The organism is Thermosynechococcus sp. (assembly GCF_046299655.1).
GTDB lineage: Bacteria > Cyanobacteriota > Cyanobacteriia > Thermosynechococcales > Thermosynechococcaceae > Thermosynechococcus.
The window spans coordinates 144,977-171,926 of the sequence record NZ_JBKBHZ010000003.1; the positions used below are offsets into that span (position 1 = coordinate 144,977).

General features: G+C 55.8%; 30 protein-coding genes and 1 riboswitch. Of the genes, 21 read left to right on the forward strand and 9 right to left on the reverse strand.

Annotated elements, in window-relative coordinates:
* Positions 1-27: 27 nt before the first annotated feature.
* On the forward strand, positions 28-642 hold the full coding sequence (locus tag ACK4HN_RS03605; protein WP_409869185.1) for a cobalt-precorrin-8X methylmutase: 615 nt from the start codon (positions 28-30) through the stop codon (positions 640-642).
* Positions 639-1,886, forward strand: coding sequence for a precorrin-6y C5,15-methyltransferase (decarboxylating) subunit CbiE (cbiE, locus tag ACK4HN_RS03610; RefSeq protein ID WP_409869184.1), 1,248 nt, complete (start codon positions 639-641; stop codon positions 1,884-1,886). Before ACK4HN_RS03605 ends, cbiE begins: the two co-directional genes overlap by 4 nt.
* Here cbiE and ACK4HN_RS03615 read toward each other — a convergent pair.
* Complete coding sequence (locus tag ACK4HN_RS03615; protein ID WP_409877243.1) at positions 1,877-2,407, reverse strand: pentapeptide repeat-containing protein; 531 nt, start codon at positions 2,405-2,407, stop codon at positions 1,877-1,879. The genes cbiE and ACK4HN_RS03615 overlap by 10 nt on opposite strands.
* Positions 2,408-2,528: 121 nt before the next feature.
* Between ACK4HN_RS03615 and ACK4HN_RS03620 the strand changes: the two genes are divergently transcribed.
* From ACK4HN_RS03620 to ACK4HN_RS03640, 5 genes are all read left to right on the forward strand, one after another.
* Positions 2,529-4,076 (forward strand): SagB/ThcOx family dehydrogenase, encoded by a 1,548-nt coding sequence (locus ACK4HN_RS03620; RefSeq protein ID WP_409869182.1) that lies wholly within the window; start codon positions 2,529-2,531, stop codon positions 4,074-4,076.
* Positions 4,073-4,519 carry an Rrf2 family transcriptional regulator gene (locus tag ACK4HN_RS03625; RefSeq protein ID WP_409869181.1) on the forward strand — a complete coding sequence of 149 codons (447 nt, stop codon included), beginning with the start codon at positions 4,073-4,075 and terminating at the stop codon, positions 4,517-4,519. The genes ACK4HN_RS03620 and ACK4HN_RS03625 overlap by 4 nt, the downstream gene beginning before the upstream one ends.
* Before the next feature lie 133 nt (positions 4,520-4,652).
* Positions 4,653-4,988, forward strand: coding sequence for a 50S ribosomal protein L21 (gene rplU, locus ACK4HN_RS03630; RefSeq protein WP_409852841.1), 336 nt, complete (start codon positions 4,653-4,655; stop codon positions 4,986-4,988).
* A 1-nt stretch (position 4,989) separates the two neighbouring features.
* Entirely contained in the window at positions 4,990-5,253 is a 264-nt protein-coding gene (gene rpmA, locus ACK4HN_RS03635; RefSeq protein ID WP_409852843.1) for a 50S ribosomal protein L27, read from the forward strand.
* A 174-nt stretch (positions 5,254-5,427) separates the two neighbouring features.
* A riboswitch (Glutamine riboswitch) is annotated at positions 5,428-5,540 on the forward strand.
* A gap of 40 nt (positions 5,541-5,580) precedes the next feature.
* On the forward strand, positions 5,581-6,024 hold the full coding sequence (locus tag ACK4HN_RS03640; protein WP_409869180.1) for a DUF4278 domain-containing protein: 444 nt from the start codon (positions 5,581-5,583) through the stop codon (positions 6,022-6,024).
* A gap of 115 nt (positions 6,025-6,139) precedes the next feature.
* Here ACK4HN_RS03640 and ACK4HN_RS03645 read toward each other — a convergent pair whose 3' ends face one another.
* On the reverse strand, positions 6,140-7,474 hold the full coding sequence (locus tag ACK4HN_RS03645; protein ID WP_409869179.1) for an alkaline phosphatase PhoX: 1,335 nt from the start codon (positions 7,472-7,474) through the stop codon (positions 6,140-6,142).
* Positions 7,475-7,638: 164 nt separating this feature from the next.
* Between ACK4HN_RS03645 and ACK4HN_RS03650 the strand changes: the two genes are divergently transcribed.
* The 3 genes from ACK4HN_RS03650 (at position 7,639) to ACK4HN_RS03660 (ending at position 9,712) form a co-directional block, all read left to right on the forward strand.
* A complete protein-coding gene (locus tag ACK4HN_RS03650) occupies positions 7,639-7,899 on the forward strand; it encodes a ParB N-terminal domain-containing protein (protein ID WP_409851789.1) in 261 nt (86 codons plus the stop codon).
* A 62-nt stretch (positions 7,900-7,961) separates the two neighbouring features.
* Positions 7,962-9,134 (forward strand): ABC transporter ATP-binding protein, encoded by a 1,173-nt coding sequence (locus ACK4HN_RS03655; RefSeq protein ID WP_409869178.1) that lies wholly within the window; start codon positions 7,962-7,964, stop codon positions 9,132-9,134.
* On the forward strand, positions 9,131-9,712 hold the full coding sequence (locus ACK4HN_RS03660) for a helix-turn-helix domain-containing protein (RefSeq protein WP_409869177.1): 582 nt from the start codon (positions 9,131-9,133) through the stop codon (positions 9,710-9,712). The genes ACK4HN_RS03655 and ACK4HN_RS03660 overlap by 4 nt, the downstream gene beginning before the upstream one ends.
* Here the strand turns inward: ACK4HN_RS03660 and ACK4HN_RS03665 are convergent.
* Positions 9,594-10,001 (reverse strand): (2Fe-2S) ferredoxin domain-containing protein, encoded by a 408-nt coding sequence (locus ACK4HN_RS03665; RefSeq protein ID WP_409869176.1) that lies wholly within the window; start codon positions 9,999-10,001, stop codon positions 9,594-9,596. The genes ACK4HN_RS03660 and ACK4HN_RS03665 overlap by 119 nt on opposite strands.
* Before the next feature lie 10 nt (positions 10,002-10,011).
* Positions 10,012-10,803, reverse strand: a complete 792-nt coding sequence (locus ACK4HN_RS03670; protein WP_409869175.1) for a peptidase — start codon at positions 10,801-10,803, stop codon at positions 10,012-10,014.
* Between the two features lie 146 nt (positions 10,804-10,949).
* Between ACK4HN_RS03670 and ACK4HN_RS03675 the strand changes: the two genes are divergently transcribed.
* The 3 genes from ACK4HN_RS03675 to ACK4HN_RS03685 are packed head-to-tail and all read left to right on the forward strand — an operon-like array spanning position 10,950 to position 13,355.
* Entirely contained in the window at positions 10,950-12,563 is a 1,614-nt protein-coding gene (locus ACK4HN_RS03675; protein WP_409869174.1) for a cation:proton antiporter, read from the forward strand.
* A complete protein-coding gene (crcB, locus tag ACK4HN_RS03680) occupies positions 12,560-12,991 on the forward strand; it encodes a fluoride efflux transporter CrcB (RefSeq protein WP_409877244.1) in 432 nt (143 codons plus the stop codon). Before ACK4HN_RS03675 ends, crcB begins: the two co-directional genes overlap by 4 nt.
* A complete protein-coding gene (locus ACK4HN_RS03685) occupies positions 12,978-13,355 on the forward strand; it encodes a FluC/FEX family fluoride channel (protein WP_409877245.1) in 378 nt (125 codons plus the stop codon). The genes crcB and ACK4HN_RS03685 overlap by 14 nt, the downstream gene beginning before the upstream one ends.
* A gap of 44 nt (positions 13,356-13,399) precedes the next feature.
* Here the strand turns inward: ACK4HN_RS03685 and ACK4HN_RS03690 are convergent, their stop codons facing one another.
* Positions 13,400-14,080, reverse strand: coding sequence for a Crp/Fnr family transcriptional regulator (locus ACK4HN_RS03690; RefSeq protein ID WP_409877247.1), 681 nt, complete (start codon positions 14,078-14,080; stop codon positions 13,400-13,402).
* 108 nt (positions 14,081-14,188) lie between these two features.
* On the opposite strand from ACK4HN_RS03690, the gene ACK4HN_RS03695 reads away from it, so the two are divergent.
* The 4 genes from ACK4HN_RS03695 to ACK4HN_RS03710 are packed head-to-tail and all read left to right on the forward strand — an operon-like array spanning position 14,189 to position 18,512.
* On the forward strand, positions 14,189-16,492 hold the full coding sequence (locus ACK4HN_RS03695; RefSeq protein ID WP_409877248.1) for a nitric-oxide reductase large subunit: 2,304 nt from the start codon (positions 14,189-14,191) through the stop codon (positions 16,490-16,492).
* Positions 16,493-16,521: 29 nt separating this feature from the next.
* A complete protein-coding gene (gene ric, locus ACK4HN_RS03700; protein WP_409877250.1) occupies positions 16,522-17,220 on the forward strand; it encodes an iron-sulfur cluster repair di-iron protein in 699 nt (232 codons plus the stop codon).
* A gap of 8 nt (positions 17,221-17,228) precedes the next feature.
* Complete coding sequence (locus tag ACK4HN_RS03705; RefSeq protein WP_409877251.1) at positions 17,229-17,675, forward strand: CopD family protein; 447 nt, start codon at positions 17,229-17,231, stop codon at positions 17,673-17,675.
* A gap of 27 nt (positions 17,676-17,702) precedes the next feature.
* Positions 17,703-18,512: a YwiC-like family protein gene (locus tag ACK4HN_RS03710; protein ID WP_409873885.1), complete on the forward strand. Its 810-nt coding sequence runs from the start codon at positions 17,703-17,705 to the stop codon at positions 18,510-18,512.
* Here the strand turns inward: ACK4HN_RS03710 and acnB are convergent.
* The 3 genes from acnB to pheS form a co-directional block, all read right to left on the reverse strand.
* On the reverse strand, positions 18,509-21,115 hold the full coding sequence (gene acnB, locus ACK4HN_RS03715) for a bifunctional aconitate hydratase 2/2-methylisocitrate dehydratase (RefSeq protein WP_409877252.1): 2,607 nt from the start codon (positions 21,113-21,115) through the stop codon (positions 18,509-18,511). The two genes, ACK4HN_RS03710 and acnB, sit on opposite strands and share 4 nt — an antisense overlap.
* Before the next feature lie 125 nt (positions 21,116-21,240).
* The gene (locus ACK4HN_RS03720; protein WP_409851813.1) at positions 21,241-21,876 is read right to left on the reverse strand and encodes a ParA family protein; all 636 of its coding nucleotides are present in this window, start codon (positions 21,874-21,876) and stop codon (positions 21,241-21,243) included.
* An 11-nt stretch (positions 21,877-21,887) separates the two neighbouring features.
* Entirely contained in the window at positions 21,888-22,898 is a 1,011-nt protein-coding gene (pheS, locus tag ACK4HN_RS03725; protein ID WP_409869170.1) for a phenylalanine--tRNA ligase subunit alpha, read from the reverse strand.
* A gap of 126 nt (positions 22,899-23,024) precedes the next feature.
* Between pheS and ACK4HN_RS03730 the strand changes: the two genes are divergently transcribed.
* The gene (locus tag ACK4HN_RS03730; protein ID WP_409877253.1) at positions 23,025-24,383 is read left to right on the forward strand and encodes a CPBP family intramembrane glutamic endopeptidase; all 1,359 of its coding nucleotides are present in this window, start codon (positions 23,025-23,027) and stop codon (positions 24,381-24,383) included.
* On the opposite strand, the gene ACK4HN_RS03735 is transcribed toward ACK4HN_RS03730, so the two are convergent.
* Positions 24,380-24,907, reverse strand: a complete 528-nt coding sequence (locus ACK4HN_RS03735) for a L,D-transpeptidase (RefSeq protein ID WP_409877254.1) — start codon at positions 24,905-24,907, stop codon at positions 24,380-24,382. The two genes, ACK4HN_RS03730 and ACK4HN_RS03735, sit on opposite strands and share 4 nt — an antisense overlap.
* A gap of 82 nt (positions 24,908-24,989) precedes the next feature.
* Between ACK4HN_RS03735 and ACK4HN_RS03740 the strand changes: the two genes are divergently transcribed.
* The 3 genes from ACK4HN_RS03740 to ACK4HN_RS03750 all read left to right on the forward strand — a co-directional run.
* Positions 24,990-25,631: a cofactor assembly of complex C subunit B gene (locus tag ACK4HN_RS03740; protein WP_409870406.1), complete on the forward strand. Its 642-nt coding sequence runs from the start codon at positions 24,990-24,992 to the stop codon at positions 25,629-25,631.
* A gap of 59 nt (positions 25,632-25,690) precedes the next feature.
* Complete coding sequence (gene hemF / locus ACK4HN_RS03745) at positions 25,691-26,707, forward strand: oxygen-dependent coproporphyrinogen oxidase (protein ID WP_409870408.1); 1,017 nt, start codon at positions 25,691-25,693, stop codon at positions 26,705-26,707.
* A 13-nt stretch (positions 26,708-26,720) separates the two neighbouring features.
* On the forward strand, positions 26,721-26,950 hold a 230-nt coding region (locus ACK4HN_RS03750; RefSeq protein WP_409877255.1), incomplete at its 3' end, for a cytochrome c biogenesis protein ResB.

Genomic DNA, 26,950 nt, shown 5'->3' on the forward strand with positions numbered 1-26,950 from the left:
CAGTTCTACTATCTTATCAGAAGTCCTGTGTCTCTGCTGCATCCAATAGCCCAAGCCAGTTTTGCCATCATCGATCGCGAGATCGGCGCTCACCATTTTGATGCCCAAAGTTATGCGATTCTGCGGCGGATTATCCACAGTACGGCAGATTTTGAGTTTAAGCACCTCCTTGAGATTTCACCAGGGGCGATCGCCCAGATCACACAAGCTCTGCGCTCAGGTGTGCCGATTATTACGGATGTGGCCATGGTCAGTGTCGGTATCCAAACAATGGTCAAGCGTACTTTTCAAAACCCAATTATTACCGCCCTCGACGATGGCAGCCACACTGCCCCCGGTCAAACCCGCAGCGAAGCAGGCATGATCCGCGCTTGGCAACAGTGGCCCCATGCACTGTTTGTGATTGGCAATGCCCCCACGGCGCTCCTTGCCCTCTGCGATCGCCTGCAACAAACCCGTGTGCCGCCGGCGGGCGTCATTGGTGTCCCCGTTGGCTTTGTCAATGTTGTGGAGTCAAAAGCAGCCCTTGCCCAACTGCCGGTGCCCCAAATTCGCATTGCCGGTCGCAAGGGAGGGTCGCCTGTGGCAGCAGCAATTGTAAATGCTCTACTGGAGTTGGCCTCTAGCGAGGAGCCAGTGTGACTCCGATTCATGTAGTGGGCATAGGTCTCGATGGACTGGCGGGGTTGGGGACAAAGGTTCAGGCAATTATTGAGACTGCAACGCTCTTGGTGGGGAGCGATCGCCATCTGCAGTTGATTCCCCAACGAGAGACCCCCCGCCTCTCTCTCGGAGATTTTAACGCCACTCTCAAGGCAATTCAAACCCACTTGGCAACAACCCCTGACCCCCAAGTGGTCATCCTCACCAGTGGGGATCCCCTGTTTTACGGCCTAGGGCGCTGGCTCCTTGAAGTCTTTACCCCGGATCAGTTGACGTTTCATCCCCACCTCAGTGCGGTGCAGTTGGCCTTTAGTCGGCTGAAGCTGCCTTGGCAGGATGCTGTGATCTACAGTGCCCATGGTCGCGATTTGGCGGGGCTGGTGCCGCTGTTGCAGCGGGGGGTGGCAAAAATCGCCATTTATACCGATGGCGAGGCCAATATTGCGGCCATTAGCCGCTTGTATCAAGCCTTGCGTTTGCCCGTGTCCTATTGCGCGTGGGTGTGTCAGGCCCTTGGCAGTGAAGACGAAGTCATTCTGCCCTGGGACTTAGCCCAACCTGTGACGGAACTGCCACCGCTACATCCGCTGAATCTAGTGGTACTCCTGCGGCAACCGCAGCGCCTGCCTCTTAAGGAACAGCCCGTTCTTGGCTTAGGGGATGATCAATTTTTCACGTTTGGCGATCGCCCCAGCTTGATGACGAAGCGAGAAGTACGGGTACTCGCCTTGGCGGAACTGGCCCTCACCAGCAGTATAGAAACCGTTTGGGATGTGGGCGCCGGCACCGGCAGTGTAGCCGTGGAAATGGCTCGCCTTGCCCCCCAAGCCACCATCTACGCGATCGAGAAAACCGCCATTGGCTTTCAATTGATTGAGCGCAACCGCAAAGCTTTTGGTTTGACCAACCTGATCCCGATCCAAGGGGCAGCTCCCCAGCGCCTCAGTGGCTTGCCACCACCAGATCGCGTGTTTATTGGCGGCAGTGGTGCCCAGTTACTAGCCAATCTTGACTATTGCTGGTCGCACTTGAAAGCCGGCGGCCGGGTGGTGCTAGCGATCGCCACCCTCCAACACCAAGGCCAAGTTCTCCAGTGGTGTCAGACCCATCAAATTAGTCCACAAGTGCTACACGTGCAACTCAGCCGCTCTGTTCCTTTGGGTCCAGGCCATCGCCTCCATCCCCTCAATCCAGTGACGCTAATTACGCTGAGTCAAGGATAGAAATAGCCATCGGGATAGATGGTGGTGCGATCGCACACCGCCACCGAGAGATCAACGCCTGTAGCGCGAAAAAAATTACAGCGCTGTACCTGCGCTGCCGTCAAGTCTGCCCGCTCCAAATTGGCTTGTTGCAGGTTCGCTCCCCGCAGATTAGCCTCGCGCAAATTGGCATAGCGGAGATCTGCCCCCTGAAGATTGGCCCCTTGCAGGTTTGCCCGTTCCAAATTGGCCGTGCGCAGATTTGCCCGTACAAGGCTTGCCCCCTCGAGATCTGCTGCCGCAAGGTTCGCTTGATACAACTGCGCATCCCCTAATTCACTGTGGCGCAGATTGGCGGCAGTCGCTTGAATGCGATTCAACTGGCAATAGGGTAAATAGGCATTCTCTAGGTTACTCTCGCTAAAATCCGCATCGCTGAGATTGATGTCAAAAAGACTCAGCTCCCTCAAATCACGCCCCCGAAAATTCCGTTCCCCCGCTGCATAGGCTGCCAATAGTTCCTCATTGCTGAATTTGGCCATAATGGTATAAAGAGCGCTGTACTGCGACTAAGTATTTCTACCTAAACCTTTTTGACTGTAGGGGGATTTATTGAAGAAGTTCATCTTACTTAATGGTTTCTTAACTTGGTGAGGCACCAGAATGGGGTTTCAACGGCTTTCCTTAGCACAGCACTACCACGAACGCACCAAGTATGCCCCTGAGACCTTAGCCCAACAGGCAGCACCACTGGATTTTAGTCGTCAGCCCACTCCCTTCAAAACCTATCCCTTGGGTCATGTCTTTTCCCTCAAGCCCTTTTTAGAATCTGAGCAGGGGGCAGCCCACCCCCACTGGCAGCGACTGTCGCGGTTGTTGTACTGTAGCTATGGCATTACTGGGGTAGTTCCCTATCCGAATCAGCCCTTTTATATGCGGGCAGCCCCCTCTGCCGGCGGGCTATATCCAGCGGAAATCTATCTCCTCACGCGCAACGACACCGCCATTCCCGCTGGCATTTACAACTACCAAGTAAAAGATCATGCCCTTGTCCAACTGTGGCAAAGCTATTCGTGGTCAGCCCTACAGGCCGCTTGTCTTTGGCATCCGGCACTGGAACGAACCCACATTGCCCTGATTGTCACAGCGGTCTTTTATCGTTCCGCTTGGCGTTATGGCGATCGCGCCTATCGCCGCATTTGCCTCGACATCGGGCACCTTTTGGGGAATGTGGAACTGGCTGCCAATATCAATGACTTTCGCGCTCACTTCATTGGTGGCTTTGTGGATGCCCAAATGAATGAACTGCTTTACCTTGATCCAGAACAGGAGGGGGTGTTGGCGGTGGTTGCCCTTGCCAATTTACTAGAAGTGGGCGAAAACTTGTCCACGTTTCCTTCGGTGTTGGCCTCTGCTACCTGCTATGACTATGGGGCGATCGCCAGTGGCGAGCTACTAAAGGCTTACCATCGTGCCAGTGCCCTCACCAATAGTGACATTATTTACGGCATGGCCAAAGTCGAGGAGACCACTCATCCCAACCTCAGTGCCCAAGAGCCGACTGAACCCCCCGCTAGTAAGTACAACTTTCCCTTTGGGCTGCGGGTCACTCTGAGTAAAATAATCATTCAGTGGCAAGACAATTTAGCCGCTCTCCAGCAAACCATTCTGCAGCGGCGCTCCACCCGTCAGTACAGTGGCCAAGGGATTGAGGTGGATCAACTGGCCGCCCTCCTCACCTTTGCTTACCATCCTCAAGACTATCGGGATCAAGGCCTAGATGAAGCCCCCAGTTTCTTTGACCCGACTTTGGTGGAAACCTTTATTGCCGTGACGCGGGTCAGGAATCTTGAGGAGGGGTGCTACTACTACGCCGTGGCTGAGCATGAGCTACGCCAGATTCGCTTCAAGAACTTTCAGGAACAGTTGCATTTTCTCTGCCTGAATCAAGACCTCGGTCGTGATGCCGCAGTGGTGATTTTCCATACCGCCAATCTGGAGCGGGCGATCGCTCGCTATGGGGAACGCGCCTACCGCTACCTGCACATGGATGCCGGCCACCTTGGACAGCGACTCAATTTAGCCGCCACCGCTTTGGGGTTAGGGGTCAGTGGCATTGGCGGTTTCTTTGATGATCAGGTCAACGATCTTCTAGGCATTCCCCCCGAAGAAGCCGTTTTGTACATTACCACCGTGGGCAAAGCAGCGTGACCCTCACCACCCGTGGCCACTATAGTATCAAGGCGCTATTGGATTTGAGTTTGTTACCCAACTATGGGCCTGCCTCCGTGCGTGCCATTGCCGAGCGACAAAAGATTCCTGCCCCCTATCTAGAAAAACTCTTGATTGAATTGCGGCGGGCTGGCTTGGTGCGATCGCTGCGGGGGGTTTATGGGGGGTATCAACTTGCCCGTCCCCCCGCCGCTATTTCCCTGCGGGACATCCTGACTGCTGTTGGTGAATCCCCAATCCCGCTGTTTTTGCACCCCCCCCAACCAGCAGATGGCACAGCGGATTGGGTGACCTTGAGTCTCTGGCAGCGACTCCACCAAAAACTTCAGGATGCCTTGGCCAGTATCTCCCTTGAAGACCTCTACTTCGATGCCCGCAGTTGGCAAGCCGCCCAAGGGGATGGTGCCACATTTGTAATCTAAACCCAGTCTGCTGGGGTGAGGGGTTTGACAGCCAGAGGGTATAAATCTATGATGGGAGATTGTTGAGTTTGCGCGGAACAGGTTTCCAAGCGGGTAATTCCCCACCTGCACGGCAAGGAGTCCTTTGGTTTCTATGGCATACGCAATCATTGAAACTGGTGGTAAGCAACTGCGGGTCGAACCCGGACGCTTTTACGATGTAGAGCGGCTCCCCCTTGAGCCAGAAAGCACAATTGATATAGAACAGGTGCTGTTGGTGCAAACCGATAGCCAAGTGCACGTAGGTCAACCCTACGTCAGAGGTGCAGTTGTGGCGGGGACGGTGATGGAGCATCGGCGCGGTCCCAAGGTGATTGTCTATAAAATGCGCCCGAAAAAGAAAACCCGCAAAAAACAAGGCCATCGCCAAGAACTCACCCGCATCATGATCAACGAGATTCGTCTCAACGGTGAATCCCTAGGAGGTTAACATGGCACACAAGAAAGGAACAGGTAGTACCCGCAACGGTCGTGACTCCAATGCCCAGCGTCTCGGTGTCAAGCGCTTTGGTGGTGAAGTAGTAAAAGCCGGCCACATTCTTGTGCGGCAGCGGGGCACGAAGTTTCATCCCGGCGCCAATGTTGGTCGTGGTAGTGACGATACTCTTTTTGCAACAATCGCGGGTGTGGTCAGGTTTGAGCGTTATGGCAAAAATCGCAAGCGCGTGAGTGTTTATCCTCTAGCAGAGGGCTAGAGCCACGCCTCGATAAACCTTCAAAAATCATGCAATGGGGTCAATCCTTTGGGTTGGCCTTTTTTGTTGTCTTAGCCAATGACCCTCCCAAGGAAGTGTTGACCCGAGTATTGTAAATTTCTATGAAAAGCTTGCTTTAAGGTCGAGAAATTGTTAAATTAGATACAGAAATAAATCGTTCATCTCTCGCAAGACCGCAGTAAACGCTTTTCAGACGAAGTTTAGGAATCAGCGTTTTCCCCTTGCGAGGGACGGAAGTAGGGAAATAGCTCCCGAAGGAACGCGCCTCAACCAGTCCATCTTGTAATACAAAGTGGGGCGATGACGATGACTACTCTGACCTATCGCGGCGTTCAATACAACTACGTTCCTCCAGCGATCAATACCCAAGCAACGGACGTTGTAGCCAAGTATCGCGGTAACACCTACCGGGTGGCGGCGGTAACCAATCCGCCGGAAGACTCCTTAACAATCATGACCTATCGCGGGGTCAAGTATCAAAAAGGCAAACAGCCCGCCGGTGTGCCTGCGGCTCGCTTGGCCGATAATGTGGCTTCTGTGCCCATGACAGCCAGTGTTAACGAAATGGCTCGCTCCTTGGCCATGGCACATCATGGGATGATTAAAAACCGTGAGCAAACCCTTCTTGCGCGGATGGCAGAGGCGATCGGCATGCCGGTGACGGTAGCCCACTACTGGAACCACATCCAAGGAAAAATCAACCCCGTGTTTGGTGCCACCTACGATCGCTCCCATGTGGCGCTAAGTTAAGGTGGAAATGACCTTGGGTTAAAGTGTTGAGTTGACTCAGAGTTGACTCAGAGTTGACTCAGTAGCAAAGGGTGGAGGGAGTCAGGTCGTCCTTGGCTCCCTTTTACTATGAGCATTAGCCCCGTCGATCCCAAGGCCCCCAAATGGCAAAGGTCATCCCTGGGTGGTAGAGATTGACAAACAGGGTCTGGCCATCGGGGGAGAAGCATATACCTGCGAGTTCTTGATTGTTGAGGGCATTGCGGGCGAAAGTGTATAGCTGTCCTTGGGGGGTAATGCCGACAAGGCGGTTGGTGCCATCATTGCCATCTTCACAGCAAAGCAGATCTCCCCAAGGCGCCATTGTCAAGTTATCGGGATAATCCAGAACCTCCTTGCCCGGTGACTCCACAAAGAGTTCAATCGTCCCCCCATCGGCTGAGGTACGACCGGGACGATAACGCCAAACCTGCCCCAAGCGTTTTCGGCCGCCGCTGGTGGCTGTAAAGTAAAACTCCCCCTTGGCGTAGCAGAGGCCTTCAGCACGGACAAACTGGGCTGCGCCCTTTTCATATCCCTGGTAGCGGACAGTGTCAGTCGCAGGGTCAGGCTCTGGAATGGAAACCCACTCCACTTCAAAGGGCTTGCGCAGGGGAAACCCTTCGGCAGTGTTGAGTTTCGGCGCCCCTTTAATCTTGAGGGCTTGTAGCTCGCCGCCGGCAGCAAGGTTGCCCGCCTGTTTGGGAATAAAGCGATAGAAGAGGCTATCCCCCCGATCCTCCGTTTGGTAAATGATATTCGTCTGCGGATCAATGGCGATTGCCTCCCGTTGAAAGCGACCCATGGCTTTCAGGGGAACGGGCTTCACGGGTCTAGAAGCGGCAATGGGGACTTCAAAGGCATAGCCATGCCGCTTTTGCACAGCACCACGCCAACCGGGGTTTGCTGGGGTCGCAACCGTTTCTTCACAACTAATCCAACTCCCCCAAGGGGTCTTGCCCCCACCACAGTTACAGGAGGTGCCAGCAAGGGAGACATAGTGCTTGAGAAGGCGACGATCCTTGCTGAGGATCAGCGTTGTCGTGCCGCCAGGAGCAAGGGGGTCGTACTGGATTTCTTTTGTACTTTCAATCCCCTGAAACACTCCCCTCAGGGCAGGGTAGAGTTCATGGTTGCGCACAAGAATGGTGGTGCCCTCAGGGCCAAGGAAGGCGGCCATGCCATCGTGACAGGTGGGTACCGGCGTACCATCACTCAGGCGATCGCCCAATTTGGAGAACACGCGATACTGAAAACCCGCCGGTAAATCCAACAGGCCATTGGGGTCTTTGACCAGCGGGCCAAAGCCACGAGTAGTGAGGGGTTGACCATAGGCTGCCCGTTGATAGAGAAGCTGTAATCCTTGGGGAAAGAGGGCTGCCCCTATACCGGCGGCGGCAAGGGTGAGGAAGCGACGACGTTGCAAACCCATAAAAAACCTGAAGTGAACTGCACAACCGATGGCTCAATGGCTCTCAATGGCTAAATACTGCCCCCTACTGTCTTACCGCAAAGTGAGGCAACTATTCAAGGGAGCAGAGGTGCTGAGGGCGGCGGGGCTGGTAAAATAAAGTCATAATGAGTTTGGATAAGCCAATGCGTGTATTAGATTTGCCCCTCACTGCCATTCGTCGGCCTCTGCCTCGGCAAACGGATCCTGCCAAAGTAGCGGCGTTGATGGCCTCAATGGCTGAAATTGGCCAACAGGAACCCATTGATGTTCTTGAAGTGGAAGGGGAATACTACGGCTTTTCGGGGTGTCATCGCTACGAAGCCTGTCAACGCCTTGGACTGCCAACCATTCGGGCACGCGTCCGCCGTGCGCCCCGGTCGGTACTGAAGCTGCACCTTGCCTAGGCGCCTTGTCAGATGAGTCCCCGTGTGGGATGCTAGCCAACTAGCCCCCTCAAACAGCGATCGTGAGCGGTGTACGTCTTGAACAACTGACCAAGGTCTATCGCGACCCTCAGCGCCGGCAGCCTGTCACGGTGCTCAAGGATATTGATCTCAGGGTCGAGGCGGGGGAGTTTCTAGTGCTAGTGGGGCCTTCAGGGTGTGGCAAGAGTACGCTGCTGCGACTGATTGCGGGTTTGGATGACCCCACCACAGGCACCATTTGGGTGGGGGATCGCGTGGTCAATGGTTTACCCCCCAAGGCACGGGACATTGCCATGGTCTTTCAGAGCTATGCCCTCTATCCCCACCTCACGGTCTATGACAACTTGGCCTTTGGTTTGCGCCGCACCAGTCAAATGCAGGGGGGATTACCTGCCCCCCTTGAAGCAGCATTAACGCGCTGGACGCGATCGCTCCCCAAGCCTTTGCAACTCTCCTTCCCGCGTGAACGCGCCATTCACCAGCGAGTGATGCAGATTGCTGAGATGTTGCAAATTGCTCATTTGCTCTCTCGCTATCCCAAACAACTTTCCGGTGGCCAGAAGCAGCGGGTCGCCCTTGGACGCGCCATGGCACGCAATCCCCAAGTCTTTCTCATGGATGAACCGCTCTCTAACCTCGATGCCAAGCTGCGCACGGAAACCCGTGCCCAAATTGTTCAGCTTCAGCAGCAATTGGGCATCACAACCATCTATGTGACCCACGATCAAACGGAGGCGATGACGATGGGCGATCGCATTGTCGTTCTCCATCAAGGTCAAATTCAACAGATTGCTAGGCCCCTTGAGCTGTATCAACGCCCCGCCAATCGCTTTGTTGCCGAGTTTATTGGCTCACCGCCGATGAATTTCCTAGCCGTAACCCCCAAGGACGGAAAGATTCAGTACCACGGTTGGCAGTTGTCCCTGCGCCAGCCCTTGCCCTCAGGCTCCAAGGTATGGTTGGGGATTCGGCCTGAGCATTTCCTGCTCGCAACGCCTGAGGCGGCGAATACACTGGCCGTGGAAGTGGATCTCGTAGAAGCCCTTGGCCACGAAACCGGGCTGACGGTTCACCTCACTGCCACAGGAGAAACGTTGCGGGTGCGCTTGCTAGGACAACAGCCGATTCAGCGGGGCGATCGCCTGTATTTGCGTCCTGATCCGCAGCATCTCCACTTTTTTGACCACAGAACAGGGCAGCGTCTAGAACCATGAGCCAGCGTCTGCAAGCCCGCCTTGCCATGGCCGGTATTACCCGCAAAAGTCACCTGCGCCGTCAAGGCTTCACGCGACAGCAAGCGAATGCCATTTGGTTAGGCGAGCTACACCGCTTGCGCCTTGAGACCTTAGAACACCTTGCCCAACTGCTGGGGATGCGACCCGCAGAATTCTTTCAATGGTTCTATGGCGAAGCGGTTTCTGAAGCGGCACTCCAGCACCAAGCCCTACAGATTCTTGAGCCGTTTCTGCGTTTCTGGCCGACTGCTGCCTACGCTGCTCACCAAAACCCCACTGCCCCCGCCCAACGAATTTTGCCCCTTGTCAAGCCGGTGTTTCAACTTCTAGAACAATGGGGGGTCAACAGGATGGGTGAGGTGGGAGACTGTGTCCCCTTTGATCCGCATCAGCACCAGAGCGATCACGCCCCCTTAGCAGCAGGTACCCCTGTGCGCATTACCCATGTGGGCTATTGGTGGGGCGATCGCCTCCTCTTTCGGGCGAGGGTGACGCCAGTAGATACTCTTGGACAATCCGCCCCCCCAGCACATGCTCCTGAATCACCCGCTCAATAACCGCCGGGGTTGCCGAGTGATACCACACGCCCTCGGGATACACCACAAGAATCGGCCCCTGTTGGCACACCCGCAGACAATTGGCCTTGGTCCGAAAAATACAGCCCTCTGGGCGCGGTTGATCCAAGCCCAAGTCCTTGAGGCGTCGTTTTAAGTACTCCCATGCCTCTAAACCCACCGCCTTCTCACAGCAGAGGGGTTTTGTTTGATCGGCACAGAGGAATAAATGCCGCTGAATGTGACCAAGGCCGAGGACTGCAACTTGCTGCGCTAAGGAAGGAGGTAGCATAGGGGAGGTTCTAGTCTGTAACCAGTGTTTCGGCGGTTGGCAGCACCATTGAAGAAGTGGGAGAAGGCTGGCAGCGGTTCCATTCTATGTCCGGCATTTCCTCAAAAGCCCGCCGCAAGGAGGCCTCCCAGAACTGCCGCACCTTGGTTAGGAAGGGATCCCCCAGGACAAATTCGGCGCGGTGACGGATCTCAAAGCTATCTGTCCGATACAGGATCAGGTCAAGGGGAGGACCGACGGAGATATTCGATTTCATTGTCGAATCAAGGGAGAGCAGGGCGTACTTTGCTGCCGCCTCCACCGGAGTATCGAAGCGCAACGTGCGGTCTAGGATTGGCTTGCCATATTTGGTTTCCCCAATCTGCAGAAAGGGCGTTTCGGGGGTTGCCTGCAGAAAATTGCCCTGACTGTAGATGAGGTAGAGGTAGGGTTCCTCGCCCCGAATTTGCCCCCCCACTAGGAATGTGCACTGGTAGTCAATGTTATCTTTGGCTAGCCAAGGGCGATGGCTTTCGGTAACTTCCCGCAGCTTACTGCCGACGTAGCGGGCTACCTCGTACATCGTGGGTAGGGAGTTCAAACTGTGCTCGGCTTGCCCCTTGAGATCACGGCGGATCAGGGTCAGGACTTCCTGCGTAATTGAGAGATTGCCAGCAGTACAGAGGACAATCACCCGCTCCCCCGGCACTGAAAAATCAAAGAGTTTCTGATAGGTGGAGATATAATCTACCCCCGCATTGGTGCGCGAGTCTGCTGCCATGACTAGACCGGAGGTGGTGAGGATTCCCAAGCAATACGTCATTTTGCCCAATGCTGCGCCACTAACCAAGCACTATAGAGCATATAGAGAGCATATAGGGGATTGGGAGCGATCGCCAAGGACCCTACTAGCCATTGACCTGATCATTCGATAGGGTAGGGGGCGGTGTCACAGTGAGGCTTGCACTCATGTCAGCCATTTTAGAGACCCTTGCCCTGATTCTGCTGCTCGGGTTCTTTGGTGGTCAGTTGGCACGGCGACTAGGGGCACCGCCGTTGATCGGCATGATTCTTGTGGGAATCCTCCTTGGACCTGCGGGCTTAGACCTCTTGCATGCCGCTGTCCTAAGGGCAGCCCCCACGTTTCGAGCAGTTGCGGTAATGGTGATTTTGATGAAGGCGGGGCTGGGCTTGGACCGCCAGAAGTTGGCGCAACAGGGTACGGTAGCCCTGCGCCTCGGTGTCTTACCCGCCCTGTGTGAAATGGCTGTGGTGGCAGGAATGGCTATGCTCCTGCTGGGATTTAATCTACGACAGGGGTTCCTGCTGGGGGCGATCGTGGCGCCGGAGTCTCCTGCCGTGATTGTGCCGGGGATGCTACGACTAAAAAGTTTGGGTTGGGGCGTGGACAAGGGCATTCCTGATGCCATTCTCTCCGGCAGTGCCATTTCCGATGTCGTGGTGCTGTTGCTGTTTAGTTTGCTGATGGGAGCTGAACAGGAGGGCAGCTTCCTAGGCGCTTTGCCGCCAGCCTTGGAGGTGAGTGTGCAGGCACTTCTTGAAATTGGGGGTGGCGTGATTGTGGGGTATGGCGTGGCAAGGGCGCTGGTCTTTTTGTTGGTCAAGCAAAACTGGAGTCAAAATCGTGTCCAGACGACGCTGGTGGCAGCCGCTGTGGCCTTGGGGGCGGTGGGCTTGGCGGAGCGCCTGCCCCTGTTTTCTGGCTACTTGGCGGTTATGAGTGCAGGATTTTTCTTGATTGAGATGGATGCGCCCCTAGCCCGTCAATTGCGGGGGGGCTTTGATGTGCTGTGGCAGGTGGCGGAGATTTTCCTCTTTGTACTGTTGGGCGCCAGTGTGCAGTTGGGAGTATTGCAACGTTCCCTTGGGGTGGGCTTGGTGATTTTGGCAGTGGGCACCGTGCTTGGGCGCGGCATGGGTTGGTACCTTGCCACCCTTGGCAGTAATTGGACCCGCTCAGAACGCCTCTTTTTGCTGGCGGGGAATTCGGCAAAGGCCACTGTGCAGGCGGCGATCGGGGCGTTGCCTCTGTCTGCAGGGGTAGCAGGGGGTGACACGATGCTGGCGATCGCCCTCCTTGCGATCTTGATTACAGCTCCCCTGGGGGCATGGGCCATTCCCACATTTGCGCCGAAACTGCTGCAAAAGGGAGAGGTGGATGCCACCAAAGTCCTGCTGCAACCTCGGGTTGTGCTCTTGGCCGCCGTGGATTTCTCCAGCGTCACCCCCTATGTCCTGCAAAAGGCGGCGGAATTGGCGCGGCGAGCCGATGCAGAAGTGATTGTGCTCCATGTCCAAGACCTGCCACAACCCAAGGCGATCGCCGCCCTCAAGGACCAAGTCAAGCAGTACCTTGCGGATATTCGCTATCGTTTCATTGTGAGTGCTGGCCCGATTCCGCAAGCAATTTTGGAGACTGCTACGCTCTACAACGTCACTGAGATTATCCTTGGCAAACATGGCCAAGGGGGCTGGCAGCGAGTGCTCATGGGGTCTGTGTGCCAGAGTGTTCTTGAGGCATCAACGCGACCAGTGCTGATTGTGGAGGAGCCACGCTTGTGATCTCGATTCATTCTCGCTTGCGCCCTGCCCTAGCCGTTAGTCTTGGGGCCATCCCCGGTGCCTTGGGCCGCTTCTTACTGGCGGCCTATTTGGAACCCCATCTTGCCGGCAATTTGCCCTTTGCCACGTTGATCGTGAATGTCAGCGGCTGCTTTTTGCTGGGGGGGATTGCCCCCCTTGCCTTTGCCCGCACGTTTGTCCTACACCCCGATTTGCGCTTGCTATTGACAACGGGGTTGATCGGTTCCTACACAACCTTTTCATCCTATGAGTTGGATAACGACAAGTTACTGGGGATCAGGGATGGGGCAATCGAGGGCTTTTACTGGCTAGGCAGTATGGGGCTGGGATTACTCGCCCTAGAGGTGGGAAGCCGCCTAGTCCTATGGGGATTGGCCTATTGGGAGAAATGGGATGATCTGGCCTGAGGGACTGTTGGCGATCGCCATTGGCGCTGTGCCCGGCGCTTTGATACGCTACTACATCGGCCTGTGGAGCGATCGCCGCTTTGGCACCCTCGTCTTCGGTACCTTGAGTGTGAATCTCAGCGGTGCCTTTCTCATGGGCTTTTTGAGCCACGTTTTAGGCCGCTGGGGGGCACCACTGTGGCTGACCTATGGGCTTACCGTGGGTTTTTTAGGGTCTTTGACCACCTTTTCCACGTTTATCCTCGAAGTCTCGAACCTGCGCTGCCAAGGCTACTCGCGGCTGGCGTGGTTTTATTGGCTGGGCACACCTGTTGGGGGATTTCTGTGTCTTGAAGGGGGAATTTCCCTTGCTCACGCACTCTAGGCGAGTTGAGACCGCCGAGGCTCCCTTGCTTGAGGCTCAAGATATTATTCTTCGCTAATCCTTTGCAGCTGCTGGCGATCGCAAATCGTAATTTCCGCCCCATTGACACTGATGATTCCCTGGAGGCTCAGCTCATAAAAGGCACGGGATAAGGTCGCAGGAATTGTGCCCAAGAGGGCAGCTAACTCAGTTTTTGTTAGGTTCAGCGTGACCGTGTCGGAGCGATCGCGAGGGACAAGTTGCAGCAAATAGGCCGCCAGCCGTTGGGGCACCTGTTTGAAGGAAAGAGTTTCTACTAAGCTGACCAGATGCCGCAGGCGCTTGGCAAAGCCAGCTAAAAGATGAACGGCAAGGGCAGGCTCTCGATGCAGTAGCCCTAAAAAAGCTGACCGCGGAAAAAATACCAATTCAACATCATCAAGCGCCTGGGCAAAGGCAGGATAGGGCTGGTGGTCAAAGGCGGTCACCTCAGCAAAGCTATCTCCGGCTTCACAGATGTGCAGGATTTGTTCTTTTCCTGCTGTCGAAAGATTGAAGACTTTGACCCGTCCGGTTTTGACAACAAAAAACCCCGGAGCCAGATCTCCTTTGCGGAAAATGATGTGCTGCCGTTGCCAAACCTGTAGCTCAGCAATTGCAGCCAATTGCGCTAACTGTGCTGTGGAAAGTTCGCCAAACATGAGCGACTGGCGCAGGCACGGCTCAATATCCCTTTCCTGACCCATAGGCAAAGTTAAGGATTTCTCAAGGTTTCTTTTGACTTAGGTCAAAGCCCTACGCTTCAGCCCCCCCGTAACTTAAGAGCTTAAGGATACTGCTTGGAGAATCCTACCATGGTGAATTTGTCCTTCAATCCTACCAAAGCGCTGCAACCGGCGGCGCGATCGCGGGGCTGGACACTGCCTGCTTGGTTAGTGTTTGTCTGTGTGGTCACCTTCTCCGTTCTCCTCACCGCCGGCGCAGTGATTTACAAGAATGCTCCCCCGCTGCCGGCTACGATCGTATCGCCACAACAGGAAGTTCTGCTAGATCGCGCAACGATTCAGCGGGGTCAGGAACTGTATTTGGCACGGGGAGGGCAGCACATTGGCAGTATTTGGGGGCATGGCAGTTATCTTGCTCCCGATTGGACGGCCGATGTATTGCACCGCTGGGGGCTTGCCACCGCCGGGGTCTTGCTCAATGGTCATCCTGAGTTTGAGGAAGCAGATTGGCAAGCGTTATCCGAGGCCGATCGCGCTCAACTGCAAGTCCAGGTTCAAGAGCAATTCAAACCGAACCGCTACAACCCGGAAACGGGAGTGCTTGTGCTCACCCATGCCCAAAGCCAAGGACTGCAAAAGGTCTTTCGGGACTACCAAAACCTGCTCTCCCAAGGCTCTGCGGCTCACTCTATTCCCCGCCATTGGTTTACGGATGCAGAAGAGATCCATGCTGTTACAGCTTTCTTTGTCTGGACAGCGTGGGCGGCGGTGGCCACCCGTCCTTTGTCGCCGTTTTCCTATACGGCCAACTTTCCCTATGATCCCTTGGTGGGCAACCAACCACCGGGGCAGTTTGTCATCTGGTCAATTGTTTCCGTGGTGGTCTTAATTGCGGCGATCGCCCTCTTTCTTTTTGTCTATCTCACTCAAGAGGAAGATGCGGTTCAACCTGTAACCGAGCGCCCGGCAATTCGTCTGGCAACCCCCAGCCAAAAAGTGGCCACCCTCTTCTTTGGGGTAGCCATGGCCCTGTTCTTGGTGCAGATTTTGATGGGGATGGTGACTGCCCACTACGCCGTTGAGGGGGATGGATTTTATGGAATTCCGATTCAGCAGTATCTTCCCTATGCTGCCTCACGAACATGGCACTTGCAACTGGCCGTCTTTTGGATTGCCACCTGTTGGTTGGCTGCCGGTCTTTATTTTGGCCCGCGCTTTGCCCACCACGAACCCAAGTTTCAGGTTTGGGGCAACGGTAGTCTGCTGCTGGCTCTGACCATTGTGGTGATCGGCTCCTTGGTAGGCACATGGGCAGGGATTCAGGGATATCTTGGCTCCCAGAGTTTTTGGTTTGGACATCAAGGTTATGAGTATGTGGAGCTAGGGCGACTATGGCAACTTTTGCTCATCGCGGGTATGGTCCTGTGGCTTTGGTTAATGTTCCGCGCTCTGCGACCGGCCCTTAAAGCCGAGGGAAGGAAAACCGGTCTCAATCATTTTTTCCTTTACAGCGCCATCACTATTCCCCTGTTCTACGGGGCAGGGCTGATGTACACGAATCAGACTCCCTTGAGTGTGGCCGAGTATTGGCGCTGGTGGGTTGTCCATCTCTGGGTGGAGGGCTTCTTTGAGGTCTTTGCCACCGTCGCGATCGCTTACCTGTGCAGTGAACTGGGTTTTCTCAAGCGCTCCGCTGCGCTGCGCGCCAGCTATCTCACGACCATTCTCTATCTTGGCAGTGGCGTCATCGGTACCCTGCATCACCTTTACTTTGCCGGTACACCGGTCTTTATCAGCGCCTTGGGGGCTGTGGCCTCTGCCTTGGAGGTGGTTCCCTTGACACTCATCGGCTTTGAGGTGGTGAAGTCACTTAAGCTTTCCCAAGAAGCCCAAGGGTTTTATCGGCTGCCCCTGCGTTTTTTCATTGCTACCTGTTTTTGGAATTTGGTGGGGGCAGGGGTCTTTGGGTTTTTGATCAATCCGCCGATTGTTCTCTACTATTCTCAAGGCTTAAATACAACCCCCATTCATGCCCACGCGGCGCTGTATGGGGTATATGGCTCCCTGGCGATCGCCCTAATGCTGTTTGTTTTGCGGGAAATCACACCGGAAACCGCCTGGGACGAAACAACCCTCAACCGCGCCTTTTGGTGGCTAAACGGGGGGTTGGTAGCCATGTTGGGGCTGGGTCTGATTCCCAACGGATTTTATCAGCTTGTGCAGTCCATTAACCACGGTACTTGGTATGCCCGCAGTGCCGCCGTCATTCACTCCCCTTGGATGCAGTGGACGGTTTGGCTGCGGATTCCCGGTGATGTGATCTTTGCGGTTGGGGCAGGGTTGCTCATTTACGCAGTGGCACGGGCACTCTTTGGGATTTGGCGAGAACCGACGGCAACTGTATCCCCCGCTGCCCAACCCCTTGGAAATTGACGTTGACCTTACCGTTGGAGGTTACCCCTATGACGACTCAGTTACGTCTGACGGAGACCATGGGCACCTTGGTGCGAGACCACCCTGCTTTGGCGACATTGTTTGAACGGGCACGCATTGACTACTGCTGTGGGGGGCGCCAAACCCTTGCTGAAGCCTGTGCGCAGCAGGGCATTGATCCGCAAGGGTTTCTACAGGAGTTAGAAGCTGCCTTAGAAACCGCCCCTGTAGCGTCAATGGAGGTTGCCTATGACTCCCTGACGTCGCTGATTGACCACATTGAGACGGTGCACCATGCCTATTTGCATCAGGAGCTTCCCCATCTCGAAGCGCGGGTTGCCCAAGTGGTGGCTGCCCACGGGCACAAGGATGCTCGTTTGGGGCAACTGCAATCCTGTGTAGCCGCCTTAGCCGCAGAGCTGCAAGCCCATTTGCAAAAGGAGGAACAGATTTTGTTTCCCCTGCTGCGCCAACTAGAGGCCGACCCCAACAGCACCCTGAGGTCTTTCATCCAAGCCCCGATCGCCTGTATGGAACAGGAACACCAAAAGACCGGAGCTGCCCTAGCCCAACTGCGGCGGCTGACCGATGACTTTACCCCTCCTGCGTGGGCGTGCAATACCTACCGCGCACTGTTGGCCGGCCTTTTGAGGCTGGAGCAAGACTTGCATCAGCATATCCACAAAGAAAATAATCTCCTCTTTCCGAGGGCGATCGCCGACCTCTGAGGGCAGCCATGCTGTTCAAACTTCTTGTGATTTTCCATACCCTCGGGGCAACGGTTTGGGTGGGAGGGCACCTGATTCTTGCCCTGACCATTCTGCCCCCTGCCCTCAAACAGCAAAGTGCGGAACCCATCCGACGGTTTGAGGAGCCTTTTGAAAAATTGGGTTTGGCAGCGCTGCTGGTGCAGGTGGTGACCGGTGTGGGGCTGACCCTCATTTATTTTCCCCAACTGGAGGACCTGTGGCCACCGCGCTCTGTAGTGGCGCAGTATGTTGTGATCAAGCTGGGAGCTTTGCTGGCAACCCTTGCCCTGGCGGTGCAGGCGCGGCTGCTAATTCTCCCAAAACTGACCGCCACAACCCTGCCTTGGCTGGGGCTGCACATTGTGGGTGTCACGGTTCTTGCTGTCCTGCTTGCCGTCGTAGGGACAGGAATTCGCTTAGGAGGGTTGATTTAGACCATGAACCTTGGAGAATCGCAACCGTTGTCTAAACCGGCACCCCCGCCAAGGAGCGGCAAACCGTGGTATCTGCCAACCTTCTCGCCGGAGCATGGGGTCTATGTCATGCTGCTGGTGGCGTTTCTGACGGGAGTGGCAGCCGCCCAACGGTGGACTTGGACAACAACGCTGGCATTGGTGTGCGCTTTCAGTGCCTTTCAGGCGGAGCACCCCTTGACGCTCCAAATGAAGCAACGGCGGCGTTGGCAACCGCGCCTTCTGGTGTGGGGAAGTTTCTATAGCGCCCTCGCCCTTGGCATTGCTTTTTATCTTTACTGGCAAGTGCCTCTATTACTTTGGATTTACTTGGGGGCGATCGCCATCTTTGCCATTGATAGTATTGCCGTCTTTTATCGGCAGCGCAAAGCCATCTGGAATGAGTTACTCACCTTTGCCGGCGTGTGTCTGGTTGCTCCCCTAACAGCGATCGCGACAACCGCAACAGCCGATGTTTCCCTCCTTGGGCTGTGGCTGCTGAATACCCTTTTCTTTGGCAGTGCCATTTTTACGGTCAAGCTGCGTAAGCTGCAAGACACCTCTTGGCCGGCCGCAGTGGTTTATCATGCCTTGGCCGGTCTCCTCATTGCTGGCCTTTGCTGGCTGGGTTGGTTAGGCGGTTGGGTGGCGATCGCCTTTTCTGGGGCAATCCTGAAATTCGGCCTGATTGCCTGGCAACGGGATTGGTACAAGACCACCGCCATACAAAACGTGGCCCTGCTGGAGACAGGCGCGGCATTTTTGTTCTTGGGTTTAAGCGCGATCGCGCTGCTGCCTCCCCACCCGGCCGGCGGTTAGCCACCGATACTGGCCCATAGCTTGGCCTCCTCCTCTTTGGAGATGAGACGGCCTTGATTTTCGTAGTCGGGGATTTGATCAAAGTAGAGGTAGCGATAGAGATCTGCGGCAAAAGGATCAATTTTCCGCGTCACGATTTCTAGATACTCCTCGCGGGTGGGAATGCGCCCCAAGAGGGCACAGACGGCTGCCAACTCTGCGGATCCAAGATAGACCCGTGCTCCTTTGCCCATCCGGTTATTGAAGTTCCGTGTGGAGGTGGAGAAAACCGTCGTATTATCTGCAACACGGGCTTGATTGCCCATACACAAAGAGCACCCTGGCATCTCCATGCGCGCCCCAGCAGCAGCAAAAATACTGTAGTAGCCCTCTTCGCGCAACTGCTGCTCATCCATGCGGGTGGGGGGGGCAATCCAGAGGCGTACCTTTACCGCTCCTTCCCCTTCAAGCACCTTGGCTGCGGCACGGTAGTGGCCGATATTGGTCATACAGGAGCCAATAAAGACCTCCTGCACGGGGTCGCCCGCACATTCGGAGAGGGTTTTGATATTGTCGGGGTCATTGGGGGCGGCGACGAGGGGTTCTTTGATCTGGTCTAAATCCACCTCAATGACATCGGCATATTCGGCATCCGCATCCGCCGACAGGAGACTGGGATTGGCCAGCCATGCCTCCATCTTTTTCACCCGCCGTAGGAGAGTACGAGCATCGCCGTAGCCCCGCGCCACCATGTTCTTGAGGAGTGCCACATTGGATCGCAGGTAGGTGGCCACGGTTTCTTGACTCAGCTGAATGGTACATGCTGCCGCCGATCGCTCCGCTGTGGCGTCGGTCAATTCAAAGGCCTGCTCCAGTTGCAAGTCCGGCAGCCCTTCCATCTCGATGATCCGCCCAGAGAAAACATTCTTTTTATTCTCCTTGGCTACCGTAAGCTTGCCCTGCTGAATGGCCACATAGGGAATAGCATGGACAATATCCCGCAGCGTTACCCCCGGTTGCAGTGAACCTTTGAAGCGCACCAGTACCGACTCCGGCATATCCAACGGCATCACCCCCAAGGCCGCCGCAAAGGCCACCAAGCCAGACCCCGCTGGAAATGAAATGCCCAAGGGAAAGCGCGTATGGGAATCACCCCCCGTGCCCACGGTATCGGGCAGCAGCATGCGGTTGAGCCACGAGTGGATAATGCCATCCCCCGGTCGCAGGGACACTCCTCCCCGTGAGGTGATAAAGTCGGGCAGTTCTTTGTGGGTTTTAATGTCCACGGGCTTGGGATAGGCCGCCGTATGGCAGAAACTTTGCAACACCAAGTCTGCACCAAAGCCAAGGCAGGCCAGCTCCTTGAGTTCATCGCGGGTCATCGGACCTGTGGTATCCTGGGAGCCAACGGTCGTTATCACGGGTTCACAGTAGGTGCCGGGGCGGACGCCGCGGAGACCACAGGCTTTACCGACAATTTTTTGCGCCAAGGTGTAGCCTTTGTTGCTCTCAACGGGGGGCTTGGGACGAGTAAAGAGGGGGCTGGGTTCTAGGCCAAGGGCAGTCCGCGCTTTGTCAGTGAGGGTACGGCCAATGAGCAAAGTAATCCGACCGCCGGCGCGCACCTCATCCAAGAGGGTAGCAGGCTTAAGGCTAAAGCAACTGATGACTTCTCCTGCTGCGTTGGTGATTTCGCCGCGGTAGGGGTAGATCGTGATTACATCCCCCATATTCATTTGGGTAACATCGCACTCAATGGGGAGGGCGCCGGCGTCCTCCATGGTGTTAAAGAAAATGGGGGCAATTTTGCCACCAAGACAGACGCCCCCTCTACGCTTGTTGGGAACGTAGGGAATGTCGCAACCAATGTGCCAAATCACGGAGTTGGTGGCGGACTTGCGGGAGGAACCAGTGCCCACCACATCCCCCACATAGGCCAGGGGGTAGCCCTTCTGCTTCAGCTCAGCCATGATTTGCAGTGCCCCCGGCAAGCGACTTTCTAGCATTACCGTGGCGTGCAGGGGAATGTCGGGGCGGGTGGTGGCATGGGGGGCAGGGGAAAGATCATCGGTAGTGGTTTCCCCCGCCACCTTGAAGACGGTGACAGTAATGGCTTCGGGGAGGGGTTCGCGGCAGGTAAACCAGTCACCATTAGCCCAAGATTCCATCACTTGACGGGCATAGGTGTTCCCTTGGTGCATCAGGTCTTGGACATCGTGAAAGGCATCATAGACCAAGAGGGTATGACTCAGGGCCTTGGCCGCTGCCGCAGCCAGTTCTGGGTTCTCGTGACGTAGCAGCTCAATGAGGGATTGAACGTTGTACCCCCCCAGCATTGTCCCTAGGAGTTCCACCGCTGCCACGGGGGTAATGAGGGGACTGCTGAGTTCCCCCTTGGCGATCGCTGTCAAGAAGCCCGCTTTAATGTAGGCTGCTTCATCCACACCGGGGGGCACGCGATCGCGAATCAGGTGCAGCAGATAGTCTTCCTCTGCGGCGGGCGGGTGTTGCAGTAGATCACAGACCGCTGACGTTTGCGCTGCCGTCAGGGGCAAGGGGGGAATACCTAGGGCAGCTCGTTCTTGGGTGTGCTGACGGTATTGGCTGAGTACGGTTGTGTCCACGCTGTTTAACCTCAATTCACAACAAATGGCGGATGGGAGAAGGCATTGGAGTGCAGATCCCGATTCTAAAGTACAGGGCTGCCTTGAGTTCTTTGGTTACTTTGGATACCTTGGGGGCGATCGCCCTATCGCCAGTCCCGTTGTAACTCCTCAGCCACACGCCGGTAATCCGCTTGGGCTTCCTTGGCCTGTTTGCCCTTCCATTGGGTAATGGGCACTCCTGCAAGGGCCGCCCGTTCATGGGCTTTGTAGGCGCGAATAAAGGAATGACAGGCTGCCACTCCCAACTGCAGGAGCGTATTTTGGGCTTCGAGGGCTTCATTGACGCAGCGGGGATCCACGCGGGTGAGCAGGACACGGTGGGGGACTTTGGAGGGTTGTACCACTTGCTTGACGGTTTCAATGAGAGCGGCAAGGTCCAGGGGGGCAGGGGGGGTGGGCAGCACCAAGTAATCGGCAATGGGCACCACCGCCCCAAGGGCGCTAGAGGCCAAAGCTGGAGGGGTATCCACAACAATTAAGTCATAGCCAGAGAGTTGGCGCACCTTGCTGAGGAGTTTTGGGTTCACCTCCTGCGCCAGATCAAAGCCCATGGACTGGCCACTGCGTTGAAACCACCACGTCGCCGAGGCTTGGGGATCGGTGTCCACCAACAGCACTTTGTACTGCTCAGCATAGGTAGCGGCTAAATTAATCGCAGTGGTGGTTTTGCCCACGCCCCCCTTCCCATTGAGGATGGCCACTAAACGGGGTTGCGCCAAGGCTCTGCCTCCTAAAACTGCTGTAGAAAGCGCAGGTCGCTGGTGTAGAAGCGGCGAATGTCATCAATTTGATGCAGCACCATGGCAAAGCGCTCCACGCCAAACCCAGCGGCAAAACCGCTATAGACCTCTGGATCGTAGCCGACATTCTTGAGGACAGCCGGATCCACCATGCCACAGCCCATCACCTCTAGCCAGCGTCCCTGCCACTGCACATCCACCTCCGCCGAGGGTTCCGTAAAGGGGAAATAGCTCGCCCGGAAACGGATGGGAACATCACCAAAGAGTTCCGCCAGAAACGTCGTGACCGTGCCCTTGAGGTCGGTAAAGGTCAGCCCCTCATCCACGGCTAAAATCTCAATCTGATGGAACACCGCTGCGTGGGTGGCATCCTCTGCATCCCGACGGTAACAGCGACCGGGAGCCACAATGCGGATGGGGGGATCGTTCAGTTCCATGTAGCGAATCTGTACCGAGGAGGTATGGGTGCGCAGCAGATTGCCATCGGGCAGGTAAAAGGTGTCCTGCATGTCGCGAGCCGGGTGATCGGCGGGCGTGTTCAGCGCCTCAAAGTTGTAGTAGTCGGTTTCCATCTCTGGGCCATTGGCAACGGTGTAGCCGAGACCAACAAAGATATCGAGGATGCGGTCAATGGTGCTATTGAGGGGATGAATGTGTCCTTGGGGACGATAGACCCCTGGCAGGGTGACATCAAGGCTTTCAGCCGCCAGTTGGGCGGCAATTTTTTCGGCTTTCAGGGTTTCGCGGCGGGCTTCTAGTTCCTGGAGCAGTTTTTCCTTGAGGGTGTTGGCGAGAGTACCAATGGTGGGGCGATCGCCAGGGGGCAATTTGCCCATCAGGGCGAGAATTTGGGAGAGTTCCCCTTTTTTGCCTAGGTAGGCAACGCGCAGTTGCTCTAGGGTATCGAGGGTACTAGCTGCGGCGATCGCCTGCAAGGCTTTGGCTTCTAAATCTTTGAGTTGTTGGCTTAGCCGATCACGATCAAGGGTGGAGGTGGTCATGGCAAAATGCGGTTGCGGGGTAGGCAAAAATTAACTAGGCGTCTCGATCCATTCCCACAGGCTGGGAATAAGCCTTGATTATAGCGCTCTGCCCGCAGTTGCGATCGCCATGGTTCTAGAATGCCGATGCCTAACCTCACCAGCCAGCCTAAACCCACTGTTAGTCAATGGTTGGCCGAAGCGCCCCAAGCCTTTCTACGCTTACCCCGATTTTCTGCCAGACGGGAGCAACAGATGGCGATCGCTGCCTGTGGGCTGTGGTTTTTAGCGCAATTCCTTTATCTCCATTATTTGGCTGCAAACCCTTGGCCGTGGCTCGCAAGTCTGGTGGAGGCCGCTGCTGTCGTGATCATTGGCGGCTTTCCCGTGCTGTGGTGGGCAAGGGGTCAGCGTGATGTTGCCAAGATGGCTCAACGCTGGCAGGCACGGTTACTGCTCAGTTTAGGACTGTACATTGGCATTGGCTTAGCCCTGCCAGCGGCCACCCGCTTTCGTTGGCACCAGATTCTCACAAACTTGATCTTTGCCGATCAGCCGGCGCTGAATTTGCTGGTCTTTCTCGCGGGTGTCTGGGCAATGGTGCGTGTCCCTTTCCTCTTGCAGCAGCAAACCACGCCGACGGCGGTGCTGTGGGGTTGGATCGGTGGCGCAGCGCTTTATCTATTGCTCAGCCACAGTGGGCTGATTTCGCCTGCATTTCCCAAAGACTACACTGAAGGATTTATCATTACGCCGATTTATCTGCTCCTGTGTGCTTGGGGCGATTGGCAGCGGCGACACCCCCCACGGGTGACCCCCACGGGATTGGGACTACACGACATTCCCCTAATTGCGGTCTCGCTTTTTAGCCTCTATTGGTTCTCAACACCCTACTTTCGCTTTGGCCCTTTTGTGGCGGTGCAACTCTTCATCTTAGTGGTTATTTTTGGCACGGGGTTGGGGCGATCGCACTTTGGCTATAGCTTTGAACCGCGCTGGCGCGATGCGCGTTTACTGGGGGGCATGTTTTTGGCCGCCTTGCTGACTCTGGTGCCCTTGGGGAGTCTCTTGGGGTTTTTGCCCCTAGGGCAATTTAACCTCACCCCCTCGCCGCTGGAGGTGTTTGTCTATGTAACCCTCTTTGCTATGCGGGTGGGCATTTTTGAAGAGGTACTCTTTCGCAGTGGTTTGATGATTTTCCTGCGGGATCTGTTGCAGCAAGCTGGGGGCGATCGCCAACCTGCGGCGGTCATTGCTTGGGGAGCCATTCTCATTTGCTCTCTGGTTTTTGGCATTGTCCATATGGGGAATGAACCGAACGCCCATATTCAACTGCCCCTTGCGGTTTACCGAGGGGTGTATGTCCTTATGGCAACCTTGGCCTCCCTTTTTTACTGCTACACCTTTGCCTGTACCCAGCGCCTCTGGGCAGGGGTCATCCTCCATGGCTTGGTGGACGCGATCGCTGTCGTCTTTTTTGGCGCAGCCCTTGTTGTCCCTTTTTAGCGCACTACAATCACAGGCACACCCAGATGCACTTTCTCAAACAGCTCCTCTATGTCGTGGTTGTACATGCGCACGCAGCCGTGGGAGACCGCCTGACCCACAGACTCAGGATTGGGGGTACCATGCAGCCCAACCCAATTTTTGCCATCACTCCAAAAGCCAATCCAACGCCGTCCCAAGGGATTTTGAGAATGGCCGCCGGCAATCACGACACCGGTAAAGGGATTTTTCCAGGCGGGATCGCGAATCATCTGCCGCACTTGAAATGTGCCCACAGGGGTTTCCCACCCCGGTCGGCCAACGGCCACGGGATAGCGGCGCAGGGGGGTCTGGCCGCGATAGAGGGTTAGTTGCCGCCGCGAGAGACTGATTTCTAGGTGCAAGGGGGCAGCCCTAGGACTGGCGAGAATGGCCGGCGGTGCACCGCCAAGGGCCAAGGGGAGAGGGTCTAAAAGGCTAAAGCTCACCAGTTCCAAAAGGGCGATCGCCCCCCGCCTGAGGCCTGCGAACCCTGATCTTGGCATGGTGCCATTTACTCTTCCCACCGCAAGATTAGACTAACAGAGAATAGATACAGTGACTGTCGGGCCATTTTTCAAGATTGTGATGAACAATCAATTCCTGCGCTATCTGCCCCTGGCAACGGGGATTCTGGGGGGCACCCTGCTCCTGCTCAATCGTCTCTTGACGCCGCTGCTGACCCCTTCCCAAGCACGCGCCGATGTTGTCGGGGTGATCCTAGCAGCAGTCTTGATTTTAACGACGTTGATTTGGCAGCAGGTGCAGCCCCGTCCCCCGGAAGCGGTGATCCTTGAAGGGGAAGAGGGCTTTGAACTGGCCGCTGATCTGGAGCCTGCCCTGAAAACAGAACTGGCCTGGCTTTCCTATACATTGCTGACGAATACACCTACAAAGTCGATCGTCATTTGGCGGCGCGATCGCCCCCTTTTGCGGCGCGGCATTCTCGGCCCAAACCCAATGAGTACCCCCGGCCCAATTGTGCAGCGTGCCCTACAAACCCAACGCCCCATCTATTTAGTGAATCTGGCCCTTTACCCTGGTCGCATTGAATTTGACTATTTGCCCCCCAATATCCAAGGGGTAATCTGCCAACCCGTGGATGAGCAAACCGTGATGATTCTAGGCACCAATGCGCCGCGCAGCTATACCAAGCAGGATGAACAGTGGGTGGCTGCCCTTGCCGCCAAGTTCGCCCAGGTGCTGGCAGAACAGTACAATAAAGCCTAGACACGCTTGCAAGCGACTTTTGACCCTCAAGACCGTTTACTAGGATTTCGATATTTACCATGACTGCTGCAACTTCTGCGACCACTGCTGTGCCGAATGACTCACGTCAACGGGTGGCTACGTTTCTCAAGGATTTACAGGATCAGATTTGCCAGGCCTTGGAAGCTGCCGATGGCGGTGCCCAGTTTCAAGAGGACAGTTGGCAACGTCCTGAAGGGGGCGGCGGGCGCTCGCGGGTGATGAAAAATGGCCAGCTTCTGGAACAGGGGGGCGTTAATTTCTCGGAGGTGTGGGGGGAGCAGTTGCCGCCCTCCATCTTGGCGCAGCGGCCAGAGGCGGCAGGTCATGGCTTCTATGCCACGGGCACTTCCATGGTGCTCCATCCCCGCAATCCCTATGTGCCAACGGTGCATTTGAACTACCGCTACTTTGAAGCCGGGCCGGTGTGGTGGTTTGGCGGTGGGGCGGATTTGACCCCCTACTACCCCTTTGCTGAGGATGCTAAACACTTCCATCAGGTGCACAAAGCGGCCTGCGATCGCCACCACCCTGAGTACTATCCCGTGTTCAAGCGCTGGTGTGATGAGTACTTCTACCTCAAGCATCGCGGCGAAACCCGCGGTGTGGGGGGCATTTTCTTTGATTATCAAGACAGCAGCGATCGCGAGCTATACCGCGGCTCTGATCCCAACGGTGAGGCGGCTCGCTATAGCCGAGAGGTTGGTTCGATTGGCCCTCGTTCGTGGGAAGACCTCTTTGCTTTTGTGCAAAGCTGTGGCCAAGCCTTTCTTGAGGCCTACCTACCGATTGTGGAACGGCGGCGCCACCTCGAGTATGGCGATCGCGAGCGGCAATTCCAGCTCTATCGGCGCGGGCGCTATGTGGAATTTAACCTTGTCTATGACCGCGGCACGATCTTCGGCCTACAAACCAATGGCCGCACCGAGTCCATTTTGATGTCCTTGCCCCCCCTGGTGCGCTGGGAATATGGCTATAGCCCGGAACCCCATAGCCGCGAAGCGGAACTGTACACCACCTTTTTGAAGCCCCAAGACTGGGTGAATTGGCCACTGTAACGCAACTCTTAAGATGAATGCCCCTGTGTTTCGCCGTGTTCTTGCTCTCCTTGGCGATCTGCGCCTCGCTATTCTCCTGTTACTGGGGATTGCGATCGCCAGTATGGCTGGCACCGTGATTGAGCAGGGGCAATCCCTCAGCTTCTATCAAACCAATTATCCCGAAGACCCTGCCCTCTTTGGCTTTCTCAGTTGGCGGGTCCTGCTGGCACTGGGGTTGGATCATGTGTACCGCACCCCTTG